Here is a 22,552-nt window from a genome sequence, read left to right as displayed (position 1 = left end):
AAAATATAAACATTGTATAAATAAAGCAATACAATTATTCATATTTGATGTTATAATATACACATATAACAAAAAAAATAATACTTGTAATATAAAGGAAATAAATCTATTTCAATTATTGGTTGAAGGGGACTGGTATAGGTGAAACAAAAACTAAAATTTATAATGGTATTATTAATAGTGTATTTAATGTTATTTAGTGTAGCAGTATCTGCAGCTGGAAATTATATTGAAGATAATGCAAATGTATTAAGTGCCAATACAATACAAACTGTTAATAATAACTTTACCAAAGTAGAAAATAATACAGGAGTTAAAGTCAAATTAGAAACGATAAAATCACTAGATGGAAAAAATATAAGAGATGTAGCAATGAATATGATAGATCAAAATTCATCAACAAAACAGGTGGTATTTATAGTAGCTGTAAAAGAGCATAAAAACAAGATATTATCATATGGATTAAATAATGTGTTTAATGGTTCTGAATTAGATAGAATAGCTGGTATACCAAATGGTTATTTTAAAAGTGGTGATTTTAATAATGGAATTTTAAAAGTAGGAGAAGCTATAGATCAAGATATAACAACAAAAGCTGTTCGTTCAGGAAAAGCTACTGTTAAAAATGATGGATTAAATAGAACTGTATCACCTAAAAAAAGCTACTTGGGTTTAATAATATTTCTCATATTTGCTTTGGTTATTATAATATTAATAATTTATAAAGTAAAGCGCAATAGTGAAATGAGAGCTAGAAAGTTTGCAAGAAAAAATGGTTTGGGCTATGATGGTGGAAATAATGGAAGATATAGATCAGGCAATATGGCAGAAGATGATGGAAGGTATGAAAATTATAATAACTCATATGGTGAACCAAGAGGAAATACAACAATAATTAACAATGGCAATAATAATGATTTTGTTAAAGGAGTTATTGCAGGAGAGATATTATCTAGTGAGCTTCATCATCATGAGGATCACTATCATAATGATTATTATCGTGATGATGAAAGATTAAGAAATAATGATGTTACGTCCAGTGGAGATTGGACCATATCTAGTGGAGAATCTGATTGGGGATCAGGCGCTAGTGATTCAGGATCAGGCTCTAGCGATTCGGGTTCTTCTGATTGGTAAACTTTAAAAGGATATACGAAAAGATTGAGTTTAGGCTCAATCTTTTTGTATAGTGTGAAGGAGGAAATATGAAGTTAAAAGTTTTAGTAGATAATAATACATATATTGACCAATATTATTGTGGTGAACCTGCTGTTTCATATTATATTGAGGATGGAGATTTTAAATTATTATTAGATGTTGGATATTCAGAACTATTTATTAAAAATGCTAATGAATTAGGTATAGATTTAAAAAAAATAAATGCTATTGTTATTTCACATGGACATGATGATCATACAAGAGGATTGAAATATTATTTTGAACAGAATAACAAAAGTAAAATTTCTGTAATTGCACATCAAGATTCATTTAAAGAAAAGATAAAGGGTAAATTGAAAATTTGTTCTCCAATTTTAGAGAATGAGCTAAAAGAAAAATGTAATCTAATTTTATCAAAAGCACCTAAAAAAGTTAGTGATAATATAATATTCTTAGGTGAGATACCTAGGATGAATGATTTTGAAAATAGAAAACCCATAGGTAAGCAGCTTGAAGACGGGAAATTAGTAGATGATTATGTAATGGATGATACAGCACTTGCTTACAAAAGCAATAATGGTATTTATATTATTACCGGATGTTCTCACAGTGGAATTTGTAATATTGTAGAATATGCAAAAAAGGTATGTAATGATGATAGGGTAATAGGGGTAATAGGAGGATTTCATCTATTTGAAGTAAATAAACAAGTATATAAAACTATAGAGTATCTAAGGATGAATAATATAAAGGAGTTATACCCATGTCATTGTACTTCATTTGCTGTAAAAGCGGAAATTCATAAGGTTTTGCCAGTAAAGGAAGTTGGGGTAGGGCTAGAAATAAATTGGTAATTTCGTGAAAGAATTGCTTATTATGTGGATATAAGATTGGGTGTTTATGCTCAATCTTTTTTTAGATAAATAAATTATAAAAACTTTAATATTGTGTATTATTTAATTATAAAAAAATGAATAATATTTTCAAAAATTTGATTTTTAAGAAGATTATGTTATAATAAAAGTAAAAAAAATAATTTATGTTGGTTAAAAACATAAATTAAGAAGCTGTTTTTAAATATTATTTAGCAATATAGAGCTTTGTTTAGGCAAGTAGCTTATATATTAGTATACTAAACGTGCAAGGAGAAGAATATTATGAAAAGTAAAATTTCAAAATTACTACTTGTAGCTAGTTTGACAATTGCAAGTGTAGGATTGGCAGCAATAAAAGCTAATGCTACAACTACAGGAATGCCGCTGAGAAATGGTGCATGGCTTGGTAAGTGGCCAACAACTGATGCTATCAATAAATTTCAAGAAGCACAAGACAAAAAAATGGACTATGTAAATATGTTTGCCGATTTTTCAACACCTTTTAGTTCATTTAAAGCAAATGTTGACGCTGTCTACCAAAATAAATCACAGCTTATTTTAACTTGGGAACCACAAGGTATTACAGATAATGATATTATTATTGGTAATAAAGACGATTATATAAAACAAATGGCAAGTGATCTTAAAAACTATAATAAACCAATAGTAATAAGACTTATGCATGAGGTCAATAGTAATTGGTACAGCTGGGCAACTGGATATCAAAATGGAAGTGTAAATAGTTATGCTTCATATAAAACAGCATATCAGCACATTGTACAAATTTTTAGAAATGCAGGAGCGTCAAATGTAAAATTTATGTATAATGTAAATAACAATAGTGTTGGAAATAATACAGACTACATGGCAGCATATCCTGGAAATGATTATGTAGATGTACTTTCAATTGACGGGTATAATTGGGGAACGACTCAATCCTGGGGGAGCAGTTGGCAGTCTTTTGATCAAGTTTTTGGGCAGGCATACAATGCTTTAAAAGTATACAATAAACCAATTTTTATTGCTGAAATTGGCTCAGCTGATAAAGGTGGAGATAAATCAGCTTGGATTACAGATGCATATAACAAAGTAAGGTCAAATTATCCATTAATAGATGCGGTTATTTGGTTTAATGAAAACAAAGAAACAGATTGGACAATTAATTCAAATCCTTCAGTACAAGCAGCATATAAATCAGCAGTTATGGGACCAATAGCTGTAACTAAAAATTGGGCTTATGAAGATGCTAATAACGATGGGATTTGGAATTATAGTTCTGTGTGGTCAGGTTCAGGTGGTAGTATAGAATCTTCTACTCAATGGAATAACTTACCTATGTCTAATGTAGTAAAATATAATGGAAATAGTTCACTTAAGTTTCATTTTAAAAGTACTTCTAATACGGCATATGCAGGTGCGTCAATACCAACTTCCGAATCGCCAAATGGAATAGAACCTTTTAGTGATGTGGATTTTAATGCAGGAAAAAATTTAACAAGAACAACTTATTTGAAATTTAATATTTTAGGAGACTCAAATTCAAAAGCAAGAATTAAATTGTGTGACGTATGGGGAAATGAAACAAACCCAGTAGAACTTACAGACTATGTTACAGTTTCAAATTCAGATTGGAAACAGGTTACTATACCAATGGCTAATTTAACTTCAGCTGCTATTGATAAAAATAATATATCTGCGGTTAAATTTTTAATAGATGGAAATACGTATCAGCCAGGTGAATGGACTTTTTATGTTAATAATATGAATTTTTCAAACTAACAGATATTGAAACAAAAGCAGGGTTAGTATATGCTCTGCTTTTTCTATATTTAAAATTAACACAATGTGAACACATTGTTGTAACTTAATTGTCACAATGGAATATTAATATATAGACATAGTAACTAATAAACCAATTTAAATATAAGCAGTCAGTTTGCTCCCCCTTACTGGCTGTTTTTTTATTAATTTATTTAATTGATTATGGTATAATTCTTTTAATTAAACTATTTCATAAGTATTTATAGCTCAGTTTTTAATAACAGTACACACATTTTTGTGAATTAAGGAGATATCGCAATGAATAATGAATTTAATTTAGCAAGTCCTATGGCACCACCTTGGCTTATGTATCCAGAAATAGAGAATGGAAGCATTGGATGGAGAATGGGGTATGGAGAGTACTACATATGTTTGTTTTATAAATGGCTGGAGTCATTAACAGGGGATGAAAAAAAGAAATATGAAGAGATGTTTCCAGAGCCTAAAGAGTGGACATACTTTTACAAAGAAGAAGTAGAGAGAGAAGAATACTATTTTCATAATAAAAACTATTGGATAAAGTTTTGGCAAAAGAATGGTAGGGCATTATATAATAGAAATAATATAAAAAATAATAAAAATATGGAGTATTTATTTTTCTGGGGGCATAGAGCATCAAAGAACGGAAAAATTACAGGATCATGTTTAAGTCAATGGTGGATGTCAGAATTCAGAATAGGTATTAATACATATTGCTGCACTGAACAATTTATGATGGCAGAAAAGGCACGATTATTTGATGATAAAGAAATAGAAGAGAAAATAATTAAGTCCAAAGAGCCTCAAATCATAAAAGCATTAGGTAGAAAAGTTCGTAATTTTGACGAGATCACTTGGAATAAAGTGAAATATTCAATTGTTCTAAAGGGAAATTATCATAAATTTTTACAAAATGATAAGTTAAGAGAATTTTTATTAAGCACAAAGGACAAAGTTTTAGTAGAAGCAAGTCCCTATGATGGTATATGGGGTATTAAGATGTCATCTAGTGATAAAGATATAGAAAATACTGAAAGGTGGAGAGGAGAAAATCTTTTGGGCTTTGCATTAATGGAGGTAAGAGATGAACTAAGAAAAATTTGTGAGAATTATGATAAGGTAAATTGGAATTTGTTAAGGGACAAAACTATAAAATGACAAAACTGAGTTAATTAAAATAATTTTCTTTAAATATGAGTAAATTAACACAGTATACACACATTGTTGTAACCTAATTGTCACAATAGGGTATTAATATATAAACATAGTAGTTGATAAGTTATTTTAATATATAGGCAGCCAGTTTGTTCCCCCTTACTGGCTGTTTTTGTTTCGTAAATATTATGTTTTGACGGGAGAAATGAAATTAATTAATGATAAACTTATGAAATAAATTGACAAAATTTCTATATAAAGGTACAATAAGAAATATGAAAAATGTAAGAAAATATATAACAGACCATTCCTCTGATGTAGAACTGTTTGATGTGATGAAAAAACCACCTACATTAAATGATAATAATAGTTCAAATAAAATGATTATATATGGTTAAAGAGATGTACCAGAAATAATAGCATCCTGCACTAAGCTTGATTTTTAAGTAGATAATGCCATTTACAGTGATATCTTTACACTTGAGAATACTTTTAAATATCTAACTAGTACATTAAAAATTTGGCTTGAAATCAATTAATATAATTTAAAACCACTTATTAAGCAAAAAGTGCTTAATAAGTGGTTTTAAGTTATAATTGAATTTATAAGTGGAGATATTGTAAACTATACATATAAATTTAGAAGGAGAATCATAATGGCAAAGAAAAATTTTTATGCAGTAAGGGTAGGCAGAAAAACAGGAATATTTAAAACTTGGGATGAGTGCGTGCAGTATGTTTCAGGATACCCAAATGCAAAATATAAAGGATTTGTAACGAGAGAAGAAGCAGAAATTTATTTAGACGGATGTATAAACTTAGATATAAATAAGGATGAAGAAGTCGCTAAATTTAATGAAAATGTACCAGTGAAGAGTGGATGCGATATAAACCCAATAAAAAGTAAAGCAAAGGTTAAAAGTTCCAAAACTTTTGTAGAGCCAGAAACAATAAAAGGAGAATATGAATTCATAGCTTTTGTAGATGGAAGCTATGATAAATTAAAAAAACTATATGGTTCAGGAGTTATAGTTTTAGAAGAAAATGATTCTTATAAAGTTTATTCAACAGCTGGAGAAGACATATGGGATCAGTGGAATATAGTAGGTGAATTAGAAGCTACAAAGCTTGCATTAACTAAAGCTAAGGAGTTTGGTGTAAAGAATGTAGCAATATATCATGATTTAAAGAATATAGGTTTGTGGGCAACTGGTGAATGGAAAGCTAAAAACGAGTTTACCCAGGGATATGTTAAATTTGTAGAGGATATAAGCAAAGAATTAAATATTTATTTTGTTAAAGTTAAAGCCCACAGTTATGAAAGCAAATATAATGATTTAGCAGATGAAGCAGCTAAAAAAGCAATTTTGGAGTATTAGGATAAAAAATATGAGAGCTTGGAGGTATATTTTATGATAGTAAGTGTAAGTAGAAGAACTGATATACCTGCATTTTATAGTGAGTGGTTTTTTAATAGATTAAAAGAAGGTTTTGTATATGTAATAAATCCTTTTAATAAAAAAACAGTAAGTAAAGTGGAACTTACCCCTGAAACTGTAGACTTATTTGTATTTTGGACTAAAGACGCCGAACCGATGTTAAAAAGGTTAGATAAGTTAAAGAAATTTAAATATTATTTTCAATTTACAATAACTGCATATAGGAATGAGGTTGAACTAGGAACCAGAAAGAAAAATGATATTATAGATACATTTAGAAGGCTTTCAAAAAAGATTGGAAAGGAAAAAATCATATGGAGATATGATCCTATATTTTTAAATGATTTATATACTAAGGAATATCATTATATATGGTTTGAAAAGTTTTGTGCTAAATTAGAGGAGTACACAGATAAATGTATAATAAGTTTTTTGGATTTGTACAAAAAAACAGAGAAAAATACTAAGTGTTTAAACATACATAAAATGGATGAAAACAGCATGAGGGAAATGGCAAAACAGCTGCAAAGTATAGCAAGTAGACATAATATAATAATTGAAACTTGCTCAGAAGGCATTGATTTATCTGAATATGGGATAAAAAAGGGAAGTTGTATAGACAAGAAATTGATTTCAAAGATAATAGATTTTCCTATAGACGTGAAAAAAGATGATAATCAAAGAGAATTATGCGGATGTGTAAAGAGTGTGGATATTGGACAATACAATACTTGTAAACATCACTGCTTATATTGTTATGCAAATTTTAATGAAAAGCTTGTTAACTATAATATTTTAAGCCATAATCCCAAAACTCCAGTTTTAGCCTATAACTTAAAGGGTGATGAAAAAATAATTGTTCGCGAAATGAAATCAATTAAAGACAAAAAACAATTAAGTTTATTTGAAAAAAATTATAATGTAAGGTGAATATAAATGTTAAATAAAAGAGAAAACTTTAAAAATATAGCAAGTAAGACTTTGAGTGTAATTGATAATGGATATTATATTAATAAGTCAAATGAAAAAATAGATATAAAAGCAGCTACTGATAAAGCAATAGAGGGTACAGAATTTATTGATGAATTAAAAAATAAGAAAGAAATTAAATCGAATTTTTCCTTTGACAAAGTTGAAGTTACTGTTGTAAATAATTCTACTATTAATGAAATAATAGAATTAAGGGGAAATGGTATAAATGGAAATATAGTTGCGCTTAACTTTGCCTCAGCAAAAAATCCAGGTGGAGGTTTTATTTCAGGTGCTAATGCACAGGAGGAAAGTATAGCTAGAGCATCTTCAATGTATCCGTGTCTTACAAAATATACAGAAGAGTTTTATGAATGGCATAAGAAACAAAAAACTCCATTATATTCAGATAAGATGATCTACTCACCCGAGGTACCAATTTTTAGAGATGATAGTGGAAAGTTTTTAAGAACACCTATTAAGTGTTCATTTATAACCTCACCTGCTGTAAATGCTGGAGTAGCAAGGCAGAGAGGAATTAGTAAAGAGAAAATAACAGAAGCTATGGAAAATAGAATTAACAACATAATAAAATTAGCTTTAAGCAAAAATCCTAAAGCTATTGTGCTAGGTGCATTTGGCTGTGGTGTTTTTAGAAATGCTCCTACAGAAGTTGCAAGGATATTTAGAGAAAAACTAAAAGAAAATATAAAGAATACTCAAGAGATAAAAATAATTTTTGCTATATATGATAGAAGCATGACAATGATAAATGTTTTTCAGAAGGAATTAGATGAGATATTGATAGGTAGATAAAGAGGAGAAGGTCAGCTAAGGGCAGGTTTGTATTTAATAAAAAATAGTAATTTTAAATGGATTAAAAGGTTAAGAAGGAGATTGGAAAAAGTGGCAGATATTAAATTTGAAATAAAAGAAAGCATAGGTGTTTTAGCAGAGTCACCTAAAGGCTGGAAAAAGGAAATAAACCTTATAAGTTGGAATAAAAATACACCAAAATACGATTTAAGAGACTGGGCACCTGAACATGAAAAAATGGGAAAGGGTATTACATTAAGCAAAGAAGAGTTAAAAGAACTTAGAGATATACTTAATAAAATGGATATTTAACATAAAAGCACATTCGTGAAGTTTTGATTCATGGGTGTGCTTTTTTTAGAAACCTAAATATTATGTGAGGAGTTTATCAAATATTATTTGTTAAAATATTCATTATAATATAAAAATATACTATAATGTATGTATATAATATATATAGCAAAAAATAAAAGGGGGTAAAACACATATGAGAACTATTAAAACGAAGATATTTTTATCTATTGTATTAACTTCAATTTTAGTTTCTCTATTTGTAGGAGTTGCAGGTATCTTAAATTCAACGAGTATGTCAAAATCTAATTCAAAAGAAAAGATGGAAATAACCTGTAAAAATGAGGGGGATGAAATTGAAGAAAAAATGTCCGAAATAGAAATATCGGTAAATACACTTGCTTCAATAGCTAAGGATAGATTAGATGATGTAAATAAATTTACAAGTGATCCTAAATATTTAGAAAATTATGAGAGCGAAATAGAGGAAACGGCAAAAAAATTCGGGGAAAATACAGACGGTGCAATGACTTTTTATGTAAGGTTTAATCCTAAAATCACACCACCAACTTCAGGTATATTTTATTCAAAAACAGATGAAAAGGGCAAATTTACAAAACAGATTCCTACAGATTTCAGTAAATATGATCCAAGCGATACTAATCATGTTGGATGGTATTATACTGCTGTAAATAGAGGGAAACCTGTATGGATGAATCCATATATAAATTCTAATATAAATTTATATATGACATCTTATGTGGTTCCTATATTCAAGGATGGAAAATCCATTGGCGTAGTTGGTATGGATATTGATTTTAAAAAAATAGGTAACATAGTTAAAGAAACGAAAATTTATAATGACGGATATTCATTTCTACTTGATGATAAATACAATTTTATAAGTCATCCTAAATATAATATTAAAGATAATTTGAAAAAAATAGATAGTGGTTCACTAAAAAATTTATCAAAGCAAATAGGTGAAAATAAATTTAAAGTCAACTTTTTAAACTATAAAATAGGAGGAGAATCAAAACAATTAAGTTATGTAAACCTTTCAAATGGATGGATACTTGCATTAGCAGCACCAACAAGCGAAATTTTCAAACAATCATATGATTTAATAAAAATAATAAGTTTATTTAATGTTATAGGAATAATATTAGCTATCATTGTTTCTTTACGTGTTGGAAATATAATTTCAAAGCCAATAGTAAAAATCACCAGTGTTATGTCAAAAGCATCTAAATTTGATTTAACTGACGATGAGGATTACGAATATTTATTTAAATATAAAGATGAAATTGGACAACTTACAAAGGCTTTTGATGCTATGAAAAAACAATTTGTCTATATAATCAAGGAAATATTAAAAAATTCACAAAACATGAATTCAATGAGTGATGAATTATCCTTTACTACGAAAGAATTGTCAGCTAAAGCTGGAAATATTGATAAGGCAATTAAAGAATTGTCAAATCACATTATGGAAACCAGTGCGTCTTCTGAAGAGATAAGTGCATCTGTTGAGGAAGTTAATTCTAGCGTGAACATACTATCAGATAAATCTATGGAGAGCAGTAATAATGCAAATAGTTCAAAAGAAAAATCAATAAAGATTAAAAATGATGGTAGGATTGCAGTAAATGAAACCAAAAGGATATATGAAGAGAAAAGAAATGAAATATTAAAAGCCATAGAAGCAGGCAAAGTAGTTGGAGAAATTAAAATTATGGCAGATTCTATATTAAGCATATCAAATCAAACTAATTTATTATCATTAAATGCATCTATAGAAGCTGCAAGAGCTGGAGTTCATGGAAAAGGTTTCTCAGTTGTTGCAGAAGAAATCAAAAAGCTTTCTGAAGAGTCACAAGAAGCTGTTATTTCTATACAAGATACTGTTGAAAAGATTCAAGCTGCATTTAAAAAGTTATCAGATAGTGGAAAAGATGTACTTAGCTTTATCAATGAAAAGGTAGATCCACAGTTTAAGGCAATGAACGATATGGGAGATTCTTATTATGAAGATTCAGAGTTTGTAAGTAAGATGTCAGAAGATATAGCAGCTATGTCGGAAGAACTTTCAGCAACAATAAATCAAGTTAGTGAAGCAGTTCAAAATACAGCAAATGTAGCACAAAAATCATCAGAAAATGCAGAAGTAATAAAGAAAAGTATTGATGAAACCTTAGAGGTTGTTGATAAAGTTTCATTAGCAGCACAACAACAAGAAGAACTTTCACAGAAGTTAGATCAAATGGTTAAAAAGTTTAAAATTTGATAGTATTTTATAAATAGTAAGGTGTCGCACTAAAAAAATTAGTGCGACAGTTTTTAACATAAAAAATAAATAGTACATGTTTTTTATTGACAAAATCTTATAATGAGTATATTATGATGTTTAGTAACTAAACATGTGGAGGAATAATAAAATGTCTCAAAAATTAAGTACGGAAGTAATGATACACAAATTCGAAAAGGTTATGAATAAATATAATAAATCAGAAAAAAAACCAAGATATTATGGTACTAAAGATTTAATGTACAGATCAGAAGTACATACAATCGATGCTATAGGAAAAAATAATAAGATAAATGTTACTGAATTAGCATTGTATTTGGGAATAACTAAAGGTGCTGTTTCTCAGATGGTAGATAAGCTTATAAAAAAGGATATGGTAATAAAGGAAATAGTATCTAGTAAAGAAAATGAGGTGTCTTTGGAGCTTACTGAAAAGGGGAAAGAAGTATATACAGGACATAAAGCTTATCATACAGAACTGTATTCTGAAATCGGCAAAAGATTAGAACATCTAGAGAATAAGGATTTAGAATCATTTTTAGAAATTATTAATATATTAGAAAACTTTTTAGATAAAAAATAATTTTTTTACAGGCATGTTTAGTAGCTAAACATATTAAGGGAGGCGTTCTTATGAATATAATTACATTTTATAAGTGTTCAGGAGTTTTTATTATTATGGTTGCTTTGGGGTTTACAATTAGCCAAATAGGTATTTCAAAAATTTTTAATTATCCTCAAATATTAAGATCATCTACTGATGTTATTTTGGATAAATTCTATGAAGGAGGAGTGAGATTGAAATTTTTTTGGCTTTGTTTTGCTGTAAGTTCTCTAATGCTTATTCCATTGTCGGCAATATTTTATGAAATTTTAAACAGAAGTGATACTCCCTACTTAATAGTAGGCTCAGCATTTGGAATTGCTTCAGGTATTTTTTATGTTTTGGGATTAATGAGGTGGATATTCTTAGCAGATAGTTTATCAAAAGAGTATACAAATAAGAATATAAGTGCTGATAAGAAGGAAACAATAGAAGTAGTGTTTAAAGCATTTCATATATATTGTGGTAACTCCATAGGAGAAACAATGGGTTTCATATGTATGGGAATATGGATAAGCATAACTGGTATATCAATGCTTGGAGGCTTCATAATTCCAGCAGTAATAGGAGTAGGGTTTATTATATGTGGTATAGGGATAGCTATAGGACCATCAGAATGGTTAGGTTTTAAGCTTGCAAATAAAATAAATAAATTAGCTATGAAAATATTAATGGTACTTCTTGTAATTGTCAGCATAAGATTAATTATTTTATAATTGATAGTTTTTGATAATCACTTCCATGTAGGCATAAATGTGTAATGACAATTGTGAAATTTCATTATATTATAAAAGAAAAAACAATCAGGGGGAGGCTATAAATTTGACTTTAGACATAAAAAAAGCAAACTCTATAGAAGAAATATATAATGAAAGGGAGTTATATATAAAATCTTTACACTTTGCACAGGAACAGTACCTTGAGCAAATAGTTAAAAAATGTGATGTTTATATAATCGAAATAGAGTCAAAAATAAAAGGATACTTTTGTGTAAATAGTGACAAGGTGATTTATGAATTTTATTTGGACGTAGAAGCTTTGAAATTCTCACAGTATATATTTAAAACTATAATTGAAAATGGGTACTTTACATCAGCAGAATGTAAATCCTATGATTCTTTATTTATGTCACTGTGTTTAGACTTTCATAAAAAGGCAAGTTGTTCAGGATATTTATTTAGAGATTTTTATGATACAGAAATATCTTTGAGTGGTTTTGAAAAATTAAAGTTTAGACAAGCTGAGTTAAGAGACGTTAGTAAAATAGATGATATCAATTATGATTTTTTCCAAAGGCTAGAAGAACAAATTGTAAAAGGAGAAATTTTTGTATTATATTCTAATGAAGTTTTGCTGGGGGCAGGTGTAATACAAAAAGTTTTTCATAGTACAAATTATTATGATATTGGAATGATAGTTAATAAAAATTATAGGAATAGGGGAATTGGAACTTATATTATAACAAAATTAAGACAAATAGCCTGCAATAAAAAACTAGAGCCTATTTGTGGTTGTTGGTATTATAATTATGCTTCGAAAAAAGCACTTGAAAAGGCTGGCTTTATTTCAAAGCATAGAATTTTAAACTTTGATTTTTAGTAGGTATATTCAAATAAAGCTTTTAAAATCATCTGAATATTTTGTAGGGAAGAACTGAATAATTTCATAGTTAGCAATCTTTTCTTTAAAAAAGGGATCTTCCCTTAATATTTCATTAACTTCATCAACATTTTCAGCAGTGCAAAGTATAATTCCACCGGTACGTGGATTTTTTCTGCCAGAGCAAATGAATTTTTGTTTAGAGTAGTATTTATCTAGAAACGATATATGATTAGGTAAATATTTTTCTACCTCATTAATGGATTTTATGTATTCAAGATTTATTATGAACATATTGATTTTCTCCTTTAAATATTTTAATATAATAATGACTACAGTCACTGACTATAGTCATTATTATATACATTTAATTAAAAAAGTCAAGGAAGGAATAAAAATGTTAAGAAAAGAAAGATCAGTACTTACAAAAAATAAATTGTTTGAAACTGCTGTTAAATTAATAAAAGAAAAAGGTTATGATGAGGTTACTGTAAGTGAAATATGTGAGAAAGCAGGAGTGGCCAAGGGAACTTTTTATGTCCACTACAAATCTAAAGAAGATATTGTAAAAGAAAGCTATTATTCAGATATGAGGGAATTTGTTCTGAAGAAATATGAAGAACTAGTTTGTAAAAATAGAAAAATTGATATAAAGTCAAAAATAGAAAAATTTATTATATCAGAATTCATGTTTGCAGATCACGTCGGATATATGGTTACCTGTAGAGCATATGTAACAAATCTATCAGAATGTATAACGGGAGATAGTAAGCATTTTGAAAGACGTAATTTTACAGATGTTTTAAAAATATTGATTTCAGAAGGTATTAATGAGAGTATATTTGAAACGGAGCAAACCAAGGAAGAAATATTTTTATACTTAGAAAGTTTTGTTAGGGGGATCATGGCTTCCTGGTGTTTTTCAAGTGGAAAATTTGATATAGTAAAAGAAGGAAAAAAATATACTGATGAAATTTTAAGAAAGCTTTAAGTAATATTAGTGGATGATTATATGTTTTCAGGTGAAGTACAAATTGCAAGAAGGAATTATTCATACATAGATTATAGCATTGGTATATCCTGATGAAGCTAAAATAGCCTTGGATAGGTTTGATTTAGGGGAAGTACATAATGAAGTTTGATAACTGAGTATTTATCACTTTAAAATGGAGGTAATAATTATGTCAAAAGTTTTTATAATAGCAGATACACATTTTGGAGATGAAAATATAATAGCATATGAAAAAAGGCCATTTTCGTCTGTAGAAGATATGGATAATAAAATGATTACATTATGGAACAGTGTTGTTGATAAGGAGGATACGGTATTTCATCTTGGAGATGTTGGAGTATATCAATTATCTAAAATGAAGAATATTATTGAAAAGTTAAACGGGAAAAAGGTACTTGTTATGGGAAACCATGATAATTATCTAACTCTGAATGAGTGGTTTGAATGTGGATTTGAAGAAGTTTATAAATATCCAATTATATATAACGAATTTGTAGTAATGCAGCATGAGCCGCCACAGTATATTAATGCTGAAACTCCATTTTTCTATATCTATGGTCATGTTCATGGAACTGATATGTATAAATCTGTTACAAAAAAATCTGCATGTGTAAGTGTTGAGAGGTGGAAATACAGGCCTATTGATTTTAATGACTTAAAAGAGAGGATAGATAAATTAAATAATTAAAATATAGTATAAAGTTTTCACTAAGGATGTATGCCTCATATAAAAAAGTACACATCGAGATATATATAAAAGTTAATTATAAGTTTTATGCATATCTCGATGTACATTCTTAGTATTAAAAATAGTATGTTTAATTAATATTCAACTCGTATATTGCATATATATTAAGATTGAATCCAACCATTATAGTCACTATCATAATATCATCCTTGACAAGGACTTTGCAATATTGAAAACGTGTGCCGAATGCAAGATGACCGACTATTTGTTTTCAAGATATGCTAGGACTATTTAGTAGGTATAAATTTTGATTAGCAATTCTCCAAATAGAACCATAATTGGAGCTAGAAAAGCTCATTAACAGTACATTATTAGTTGTTGTTTTTGTAGGTTGCATAGTTGAAGTGCTTAAGCTTGTTAATGATAGACTAAAAGTTATTGCTAATCCCCATAAAACTGATGATAAAAATTTAAGTAAGTGTTATGTCAGTTATATAGCCTACTTTAACCCAACCCCAATTCCAACCGTTATAATCACTTCCCCAAGCACCATAATACCAACCATTAGTATCAGTTCTTGTTATTACAAAACGAGTTCCTTGTATAAGCCAACTTGTAATTGTCTTACAAGAAGCATCAGGGCTAGCTAGAAGGGGTACGTTTTGAGTAGCATATCCACTGAGAGTACCAGTGACAACTTCAGTTGGCATTGAAATTTTAGTAGTTATGTTTGATGAATGAACAGTTGATGCTTGAGCTGTTGCTAATGGTAAACTTAAGGTTAATGCTAAAGTGCATAATGTTGCTGATAAAAGTTTGATTTTTTTATTCATGTAAATCACAATCCTTTCCTTATGTGTATGTTTTACATTACAAGTATAAAATACCACTAATTAATTTTAATGTCAAATAATTCAAAAAATAATATGTAAACAAGATATTATTAATTTTACTGATTTATATAATATGAAATTGTATAATATAAGGAATAAATATTTCTAATATCTAATCATTGTATGAGAATAAGTTTTGAAAATTGTATCAATGTTTTAAATATAATATAATTAAGTAAAAAACTAGATTTGGAGTGATGCTTTTGTATTCTGTTATTTTAGTAGAAGATAATGCTGAACAAAGACACAAAATAAAAAACATAATTGTATCTATATATCAATTCGTAAAAATATATGAAGCTGATTGTGAAGCTGAGGCTTTAAAAATAATTGAAAATAATGATGTTAATATATTTTTATTAGATATAATGCTTAAAGAGTCCTCAGGATTAAATCTTGCAATGAAGATTAGAAAAATTAAGAAATATCAGTTTAGTCAAATTATTTTCTTGACACATCATATGGAGTATATAATACAAGCTTTTAAAAAGGTACATTGCTATGACTACATATTGAAACCATATAATGAAAAAATCGTAAAAGCTATATTAAGTAAACTTATGTTTCATGAAAATAATGTGATTAAAGAAAGAACCAATAAAGAAATTATTATAATGCCCCAAAATGGTACATATGTGAATATAAAAGTAGATGATATATTTTTTATAGAGGTTAAGGGGAAAAAATGTGAACTTAACACTATAAAAGGAACCTATACTGTTAATAATATGAGTTTAAAAAAGTTATTGCAATCAATTGATTGCGAATACATAATTCGAAGTCATAAGGCTTTTGCAGTAAATAAGAATTACATAAGGAAAATAGAAAAAATAGATGTTAAATTAAGCAATGTATATTTTCATAAATGTTGTAAAGTTGCTCTTCTAGGTTATAAATTTAAGGACAATGTTATATCAGAGTTTAAAAAAGGGAAGGTAATACTATAATTAAACATACAATTTAAGGAATAAACAGAATATTTTTTTCAAAATACAAATTAAATAAGGACATTTTGAACTTTGTGGCATATCTTGTATGTTTCGAGATAAATGTATTTATTTTACTCGATAATGTGAGAAAATAGTATTAATAGATAAAAGAGTAGAAAATTATATTGGAGGAGGCAACATGGAAAAGCCATTTATTCATTTATTATCATCAATTAACGGATTTTATTTCTATGATGTAAATAAAAATGAGGTTGTAAACGTTAATAAAGATGTTTATGATTTTCTCGGAAAATTATTAAATGATGAAGAATTTAAACAAAATGAAGATACACAAAATAAAATTAATAAATTAAAACAAAATGGATATCTATCAAGCAATACATTAAAAGAAATTAAGCATCCTGAAACAGATAATTTAGAATACCATTTGGATAGGCATATTGATCAACTTACACTTCAAGTAACCCAAGATTGCAATTTGAGATGTTCGTATTGTGCATATTCTAAGTTTGATAATTCAACTCAAAGAAACCGTTCAAATAAAGAAATGAGTATGGAAACTGCAACTAAAGCAATTGATTTTTTGCTTAGGCATTCTAATGATAGTGAAAAGATTGTTATATCATTTTATGGAGGAGAACCGCTATTAAAATTTGATTTTATTAAAGAGATAATTTCATATGCAAAGGAAAATTTTATAGGTAAAGAATTAAGATTTGCATTAACTACCAATGCAACATTATTAACTGAAGAGATAATAGAATATTCAATAAATAATAATATAGACATAATGATAAGTTTAGATGGACCAGAGGAAATACATGATATAAATAGAAAATTTGCAGATGGGACGGGCTCTTTTGCAAAAATAATATATAATTTACAAAAACTAAAAGATAAGTATGGTAATGAACTGAGAGATTTTTTAAGAGTTAACACAGTAATGGATCCTAAAAATGATTTTGATAAAATGAATAGTATTTTTGAAAATGAAATTTTTGAAGGATTAGACGTTGGTTCAGTTATTGTAGAAAATTTTTTTTCAAACGAGCAAACAACTTATTCAAAAGAATTTATCGAAAAATATTTTTATCAAATATTTATTGGGATGGTAAATTTAGTTGGAGATATTAAAGGTTTAAAAACATATCCTTTAATTGCAAGTGTAATTAATTCTATTCATACTTTTAAAGAAAATATGATTGAAGATAATGGACTTCCTGAAAGTACAGCACCTAGTGGTCCATGTATACCAGGTAAAAGAAGGCTTTTTGTCAATGTGCATGGTGAATTTTTTCCTTGTGAGAAAGTTAGTGAAGTTTCAGAGGTTATGAAAATAGGAAATCTGGATGAAGGATTCAATATAAAAAAAGTGAAGAATTTATTAAATATAGGCAGATTAACACCAGAAGAATGTAAAAAATGTTGGGCTTTAAGAAAATGTACTATATGTGCTAAGAAACTTGAAAGAAAAGGAAAATTGTCTGCAGATGCAAAGTTAGAATTATGCAAAGGAGTTAGAGCATCTGTAGAAGATGATTTGAAAAAATTAATTTTACTTAAAGAGTGTAGAACGATTTATAGAATATGAGTATTAAAATATTAAGAAAGGAAACACATAAAATAAATAAAACTTTTATTTATTTTATGTAAAATGTGAAATTATGAAGAAAAAAGTTTTAATTTACCCATTTTCAAATAAGTTTTTTTCGGTAATGAAAGAAATGATTAATAGATCAGATGAATATGAAATTATGTCTGTAGTAACTCCGAAGACTTGGTTTTTTGCTAAAGAAAAAAATGATGTAAGTAAAATTAATAATAGTGATTACTTGGGGATTGACATATCTAATGATTTTTTAGAAGAAATAGAAAGATGCGATACAATTGTGATTGCTGATTGTGATAATAAAAAGTTAATGTATAGAGATATAGTAAGCAAAATAAAGACAAGTATTAAATTTAATAAGAATATTGTATGTTGCTTTACATTAGAAGATAAAGATATTTTAGAAATAGAAGAATTAAGTAAAAAAAGCAATGTTGAATTTGAATATTTAAAAAGGTCAGATAAAAGCCTGGAATATATAGAAAATCAAAAAAAAGTAAATGATTATGGAAGAATATACAAGCCTGATGCTACTGTTATATTTGTAGGAAAATTGCTAGATAAACTAGAGTCAACCTGTAGTGTGGTTTCTATTTCTGAAAGTTATAAGAAGCAAGGATATAAAGTTTTGACAATAAGTTTAAATGATAACTGTAGAATACTTGGTTATTTATCTTTTCCTAATTTTATATTTGAGTTCAATATATCTATTGAAGAAAAAATATTTTTATTTAATTATTACATAATGGAAGTTGAAAAAAGATATAGGCCAGATCTTATAGTTGTTCAATTGCCTAGTGGAATGATGAAGTATTCAGATATTATTACTAATGGATTTGGAGTTTATCCGTATCTTATTTCGCAAGCACTCTCTAGTGATTATTTTGCCTTGGTTACGCCTTTTACTGACATGCCCGAAGAATTTTATAGAAATTTAAGTGAATGCTTTTGGCATCGTTTTGGATTTAAAATTGATGTAATAAATATGTTAAATACAACATTAGATATTTCTTATTCAACAGAACAGCACAAAGTTGTTTTGAATTATTTACCAGTACAAAATGTGGACAAAATTATTCTAGATAATTTTAAAGATTGTACTATACCGATTTTTAATCCCTTAAATGATGAAGATTGTGAAAAGATGTTTAGACATTCTCTTGATACTCTTACAAAATATGTTACTGTAGTTTAGCTGGAGGTACTTTAATGGAAAATGTAATAGAAGAAATTATTGATATTTTAAATTTAGTAAAACCACAAAAAGAATTATATACCGAAAAAAATTTTGATGTTTCCCTCACAGGAAAATTGATGTTTTCAGCAGTTGATATGGTATATGTTTTTTTGGAAGTTCAGAAACATTTTAATATTAAATTAGAGGCAGTTGATTTAGAAAGCTATAAGTTTAATTCTATTAATGGTATTAAAGAGGCAGTTTTAAGAGCTATTAAATAAAAAATGATTGTAAGACATAATCTGCTTTAAATTATTGTTTTTAAGTAGATAAAAGTCTTCAAATATATAATTTGAAAACTAAATTTAATATTTAGTTGTTAAAATGAAATTAATATAATCAAAGAAGGGGGGGATAATAAATGAAAAAATTAGGTAAAAATAACAATGTTGAATCTAATTCAATACAAGCATATGCTGGAGATTGCCCATGTAGATGCTATTGTGGCTGTTCAGTTTGGTATCATCCTGAATCTGTAAGTAATGCAGCAAAAGATGCAGTTGTTTATGCAAATACAGGCTTAGAAATGTAATTATAATTTAAATGGGAAGATGTTATTGGTCACAATAACATCTTTCCATTTAAGAGTAATTATTAAGAATAATAGGAGATTATATTTTAAACTATGAAAATTGCGATTATTGACGATGGGATTAATCCATCTTCTGATTTATATGTGGAAAAAATGGAACAAGATTTAGTAGTTGGTGATAATCTTGAGATTTTTATAAGAAAGGATAAATCGGATAGAATATCACATGGTACAGTTTGTGCAGCAATTATAAAAAAATATATTCAAAATCCGTGTATTATAAGTATTAAAATATTAGATGAATTAACAAGGAAAGGTAATGTAAATAAACTTTGTAGGGCAATTGAATGGTGCATAGATAATGATGTTAACATAATTAATTTAAGCAATGGGAGCATATATTATAAAGATTTTGAAAGGCTAAGAAATATTTGTAATAGAGCTTTTGATAAGGGAATTTACATAGTGGCTGCGAAAAATAACAATAATAAATATACTATACCAGCATGTTTGCCTAATGTAATAGGAATTAAATGTAGGAAAGGAATTTTTATAAATACATATTTTAATAAGGGATATAAAAAAATACAAATTGAAAAAAATACATATGTTGGAATTGACTTTTTAGTAAACAGCGTACATAAACTTAATACAAAAAGTGGCAGTATATATATTACGGAGAGATGTAATAGTTATGCAACAGCTTATTTTACAGCGATTATATATAATGTTCTACAGTACCTTAAAGATGAATTTAGATTTAATATTGTAAAGCAGAATATTGTTAGAAATAGAGAATGGTGTAATACATTAAAGTCTATAAGTTATTTGAAAGCTGCATATATTTTAGATTTGTCAAAAAGTATTTTTACAGAATATTTATTCTTTGATTTTAAGTACATAGATAATTATTTGGATTTTATGAAAATATATGACAAAACATTTGATTTAGTAATAGTATTTAATAATCATGATAAAAAGCAAGTAAAGAAAATTAAAGAATGTATAGAGCTTAAAAAAGAATATATACGTTCGGTTATTTTATGTAAAACCGTTTCAAATGAAATAATAAAATTTCTTAATAAAAATGACATAATGTTTTGGCATGAGGGAATCTTTAAGAAATTAAAAAATAAAAAACACAAGGAAAGCCAAACTCCAATAGTATATTTTCTCGGAAATAAAAAAGAAGTAATAGGTATTATAAATGAAATAAAAGAACTATTTTATTTGGATGGATATTATGCTTTAAAAAGTTCAAATTATGAGTTTTCATATTTGTATGGATTCGAGTATTTTCCCAAAGGAAGTAAGTATAATAAGTATTTTAATAATATAAGCTATAAGTATTCACCAGATATTATTCTTGCAGCTATGGATTGTAATAAAATTGATATTAAAGATGACATTATAATAAAAGTTAATAAAGCTTTAGAATGTGAAATTTTTAGCCCTAAAAAGAAGAATATCAAAAAGATATGCACAAAAAAGATTAAAGATATATATAAAAGTATATTAGAGTACTATTCTTAATAATGTAATATGGTTATGTATTAGATCAGGATTTTTCTGTATTTGATGCATAATTTTTTATATGTTATTATATCCTTCATTAAAAGAAATACATATAATAATTTTAATAATAATAAAAAAATAATAAAAAAACGTTTAATATTATTTGGATAATGAAAAAAATGACAAAATACTATTGATAGCAGTCAGAATTTGTAGTAATATTTTCATGTGATATATAGAAATGATATAAATTTAGGTTATTAATTTAATACAACATGAGGTAAAAAATGAAAAAAAATATTTTGTTATTATTGATTATTGTTGTAAGTATTGGATTTATGGGATGTGGTAAATCTGATTCTTTTCAGTTTAAGGTTACGGATGTACAAGTAACAAGTAAAGAGGGATTATTTGTTTCAGGTAAGGTAGTAAAAGGAACTTTAAGAGAAGGTGAAAAGGTTACTATTGAGAGTAATAGCGATGGAACTACTAAAAAAGCTAAAGTTCAAGTTATTATAAATTCAAAGATGAATAGAGAGGTAGGATCAATATCCAAAGGAAATAGAGCACGTATTGGTCTTGGCGATGTAGATAAGGATGATGTAGCTGCTAAGGATATGTTAGTAAAGTAAATTTTTATACTTTTACAGTAAACCCTAAAGTACTCGCGAAAAACAATTTTCTAAAATGGTTAATATGTATTGAGAATAGAGAATAAATAAAATAGGTAAAGGTGATACAGAACATGAGGAAAATTATTTTACTAGCAGTAATATTAGTTATGAGTTTTGAATTGGCAGCTTGCAAAAGAGAAAATTACCCTAAATTTAAAATAACAAAGATGACTATAACTGGTGATTATGACGTAATTGTTAAAGGTAATATGGAAGAGGGAACTATAAGAAAAAATGATTTAGTTACTATTGAACATAATAATAGTGATGTTGAAATTGTTAGAGTAAAAGGAATTATAAATATAAATACAAGAAAAGTAGTTCAATCTATTTCTAAAGGTGAAAAAGCCAATATTAGACTAGAAGATATTGGTGGTTCAGATGTAAGCGTTGGAGATATGCTTGTTAATAAAAACTAATAAAAAAGT

The 22,552-nt window shown here is 27.4% G+C and carries 25 protein-coding genes; 23 read left to right on the top strand and 2 right to left on the bottom strand.

Annotated elements, in window-relative coordinates; genetic code table 11:
• Nucleotides 1-141: 141 nt before the first annotated feature.
• The 13 genes from CLFE_RS16070 (at nucleotide 142) to CLFE_RS16010 (ending at nucleotide 13,014) form a co-directional block, all read left to right on the top strand.
• On the top strand, nucleotides 142-1,137 hold the full coding sequence (locus tag CLFE_RS16070) for a TPM domain-containing protein (protein ID WP_077894409.1): 996 nt from the start codon (nucleotides 142-144) through the stop codon (nucleotides 1,135-1,137).
• A 68-nt stretch (nucleotides 1,138-1,205) separates the two neighbouring features.
• Nucleotides 1,206-2,012 carry an MBL fold metallo-hydrolase gene (locus tag CLFE_RS16065; protein ID WP_077894408.1) on the top strand — a complete coding sequence of 269 codons (807 nt, stop codon included), beginning with the start codon at nucleotides 1,206-1,208 and terminating at the stop codon, nucleotides 2,010-2,012.
• 303 nt (nucleotides 2,013-2,315) lie between these two features.
• The gene (locus CLFE_RS16060; RefSeq protein ID WP_077894407.1) at nucleotides 2,316-3,812 is read left to right on the top strand and encodes a glycoside hydrolase family 26 protein; all 1,497 of its coding nucleotides are present in this window, start codon (nucleotides 2,316-2,318) and stop codon (nucleotides 3,810-3,812) included.
• Between the two features lie 300 nt (nucleotides 3,813-4,112).
• Complete coding sequence (gene ybiA / locus CLFE_RS16055) at nucleotides 4,113-4,991, top strand: riboflavin biosynthesis intermediates N-glycosidase (protein WP_077894406.1); 879 nt, start codon at nucleotides 4,113-4,115, stop codon at nucleotides 4,989-4,991.
• Between the two features lie 236 nt (nucleotides 4,992-5,227).
• On the top strand, nucleotides 5,228-5,386 hold the full coding sequence (locus CLFE_RS16050; protein WP_250944645.1) for a hypothetical protein: 159 nt from the start codon (nucleotides 5,228-5,230) through the stop codon (nucleotides 5,384-5,386).
• Nucleotides 5,387-5,644: 258 nt separating this feature from the next.
• Nucleotides 5,645-6,367 carry a ribonuclease H1 domain-containing protein gene (locus CLFE_RS16045; RefSeq protein ID WP_077894405.1) on the top strand — a complete coding sequence of 241 codons (723 nt, stop codon included), beginning with the start codon at nucleotides 5,645-5,647 and terminating at the stop codon, nucleotides 6,365-6,367.
• A gap of 33 nt (nucleotides 6,368-6,400) precedes the next feature.
• Nucleotides 6,401-7,357, top strand: coding sequence for a DUF1848 domain-containing protein (locus CLFE_RS16040; protein WP_077894404.1), 957 nt, complete (start codon nucleotides 6,401-6,403; stop codon nucleotides 7,355-7,357).
• Between the two features lie 6 nt (nucleotides 7,358-7,363).
• Nucleotides 7,364-8,212 carry a TIGR02452 family protein gene (locus CLFE_RS16035; protein WP_077894403.1) on the top strand — a complete coding sequence of 283 codons (849 nt, stop codon included), beginning with the start codon at nucleotides 7,364-7,366 and terminating at the stop codon, nucleotides 8,210-8,212.
• A 90-nt stretch (nucleotides 8,213-8,302) separates the two neighbouring features.
• The gene (locus tag CLFE_RS16030; RefSeq protein WP_077894402.1) at nucleotides 8,303-8,524 is read left to right on the top strand and encodes a YdbC family protein; all 222 of its coding nucleotides are present in this window, start codon (nucleotides 8,303-8,305) and stop codon (nucleotides 8,522-8,524) included.
• Nucleotides 8,525-8,699: 175 nt separating this feature from the next.
• Complete coding sequence (locus CLFE_RS16025) at nucleotides 8,700-10,790, top strand: methyl-accepting chemotaxis protein (RefSeq protein ID WP_077894401.1); 2,091 nt, start codon at nucleotides 8,700-8,702, stop codon at nucleotides 10,788-10,790.
• Between the two features lie 151 nt (nucleotides 10,791-10,941).
• Nucleotides 10,942-11,394, top strand: coding sequence for a MarR family winged helix-turn-helix transcriptional regulator (locus CLFE_RS16020; protein ID WP_169850982.1), 453 nt, complete (start codon nucleotides 10,942-10,944; stop codon nucleotides 11,392-11,394).
• 50 nt (nucleotides 11,395-11,444) lie between these two features.
• Nucleotides 11,445-12,131: a DUF4386 family protein gene (locus CLFE_RS16015; RefSeq protein WP_077894399.1), complete on the top strand. Its 687-nt coding sequence runs from the start codon at nucleotides 11,445-11,447 to the stop codon at nucleotides 12,129-12,131.
• A gap of 106 nt (nucleotides 12,132-12,237) precedes the next feature.
• Nucleotides 12,238-13,014, top strand: a complete 777-nt coding sequence (locus CLFE_RS16010) for a GNAT family N-acetyltransferase (protein ID WP_169850981.1) — start codon at nucleotides 12,238-12,240, stop codon at nucleotides 13,012-13,014.
• Between the two features lie 9 nt (nucleotides 13,015-13,023).
• Here the strand turns inward: CLFE_RS16010 and CLFE_RS16005 are convergent, their stop codons facing one another.
• Entirely contained in the window at nucleotides 13,024-13,308 is a 285-nt protein-coding gene (locus tag CLFE_RS16005) for a YciI family protein (protein ID WP_077894397.1), read from the bottom strand.
• A 103-nt stretch (nucleotides 13,309-13,411) separates the two neighbouring features.
• Between CLFE_RS16005 and CLFE_RS16000 the strand changes: the two genes are divergently transcribed.
• Both CLFE_RS16000 and CLFE_RS15995 read left to right on the top strand, forming a co-directional pair.
• On the top strand, nucleotides 13,412-14,005 hold the full coding sequence (locus tag CLFE_RS16000) for a TetR/AcrR family transcriptional regulator (RefSeq protein WP_077894396.1): 594 nt from the start codon (nucleotides 13,412-13,414) through the stop codon (nucleotides 14,003-14,005).
• A 190-nt stretch (nucleotides 14,006-14,195) separates the two neighbouring features.
• On the top strand, nucleotides 14,196-14,714 hold the full coding sequence (locus CLFE_RS15995) for a metallophosphoesterase (protein ID WP_077894395.1): 519 nt from the start codon (nucleotides 14,196-14,198) through the stop codon (nucleotides 14,712-14,714).
• Nucleotides 14,715-15,184: 470 nt separating this feature from the next.
• Here the strand turns inward: CLFE_RS15995 and CLFE_RS15990 are convergent, their stop codons facing one another.
• Complete coding sequence (locus CLFE_RS15990; protein ID WP_077894394.1) at nucleotides 15,185-15,547, bottom strand: hypothetical protein; 363 nt, start codon at nucleotides 15,545-15,547, stop codon at nucleotides 15,185-15,187.
• Between the two features lie 257 nt (nucleotides 15,548-15,804).
• Between CLFE_RS15990 and CLFE_RS15985 the strand changes: the two genes are divergently transcribed.
• The 8 genes from CLFE_RS15985 (at nucleotide 15,805) to CLFE_RS15950 (ending at nucleotide 22,543) form a co-directional block, all read left to right on the top strand.
• Nucleotides 15,805-16,554 carry a LytR/AlgR family response regulator transcription factor gene (locus CLFE_RS15985; RefSeq protein ID WP_077894393.1) on the top strand — a complete coding sequence of 250 codons (750 nt, stop codon included), beginning with the start codon at nucleotides 15,805-15,807 and terminating at the stop codon, nucleotides 16,552-16,554.
• Between the two features lie 181 nt (nucleotides 16,555-16,735).
• Complete coding sequence (ccpM, locus tag CLFE_RS15980; protein ID WP_077894392.1) at nucleotides 16,736-18,148, top strand: Cys-rich peptide radical SAM maturase CcpM; 1,413 nt, start codon at nucleotides 16,736-16,738, stop codon at nucleotides 18,146-18,148.
• Nucleotides 18,149-18,221: 73 nt separating this feature from the next.
• On the top strand, nucleotides 18,222-19,361 hold the full coding sequence (locus CLFE_RS15975) for a TIGR04066 family peptide maturation system protein (RefSeq protein WP_077894391.1): 1,140 nt from the start codon (nucleotides 18,222-18,224) through the stop codon (nucleotides 19,359-19,361).
• Between the two features lie 14 nt (nucleotides 19,362-19,375).
• Nucleotides 19,376-19,624 (top strand): hypothetical protein, encoded by a 249-nt coding sequence (locus tag CLFE_RS15970; RefSeq protein WP_077852290.1) that lies wholly within the window; start codon nucleotides 19,376-19,378, stop codon nucleotides 19,622-19,624.
• A gap of 140 nt (nucleotides 19,625-19,764) precedes the next feature.
• Nucleotides 19,765-19,935: a CLI_3235 family bacteriocin precursor gene (locus tag CLFE_RS15965; protein ID WP_077852289.1), complete on the top strand. Its 171-nt coding sequence runs from the start codon at nucleotides 19,765-19,767 to the stop codon at nucleotides 19,933-19,935.
• Nucleotides 19,936-20,028: 93 nt separating this feature from the next.
• On the top strand, nucleotides 20,029-21,468 hold the full coding sequence (locus tag CLFE_RS15960) for a S8 family serine peptidase (protein ID WP_077894390.1): 1,440 nt from the start codon (nucleotides 20,029-20,031) through the stop codon (nucleotides 21,466-21,468).
• Nucleotides 21,469-21,737: 269 nt separating this feature from the next.
• Nucleotides 21,738-22,082 (top strand): GTPBP1 family GTP-binding protein, encoded by a 345-nt coding sequence (locus CLFE_RS15955; RefSeq protein WP_077832624.1) that lies wholly within the window; start codon nucleotides 21,738-21,740, stop codon nucleotides 22,080-22,082.
• 113 nt (nucleotides 22,083-22,195) lie between these two features.
• The gene (locus tag CLFE_RS15950; RefSeq protein WP_077832625.1) at nucleotides 22,196-22,543 is read left to right on the top strand and encodes a hypothetical protein; all 348 of its coding nucleotides are present in this window, start codon (nucleotides 22,196-22,198) and stop codon (nucleotides 22,541-22,543) included.
• Nucleotides 22,544-22,552 lie beyond the last annotated feature (9 nt).

The sequence above is a fragment of the Clostridium felsineum DSM 794 genome (assembly GCF_002006355.2).
GTDB classification, from domain to species: Bacteria; Bacillota; Clostridia; order Clostridiales; family Clostridiaceae; genus Clostridium_S; species Clostridium_S felsineum.
Note: the sequence above shows the minus strand (reverse complement) of the source record. Positions and strands in the feature narration are given on the sequence as shown.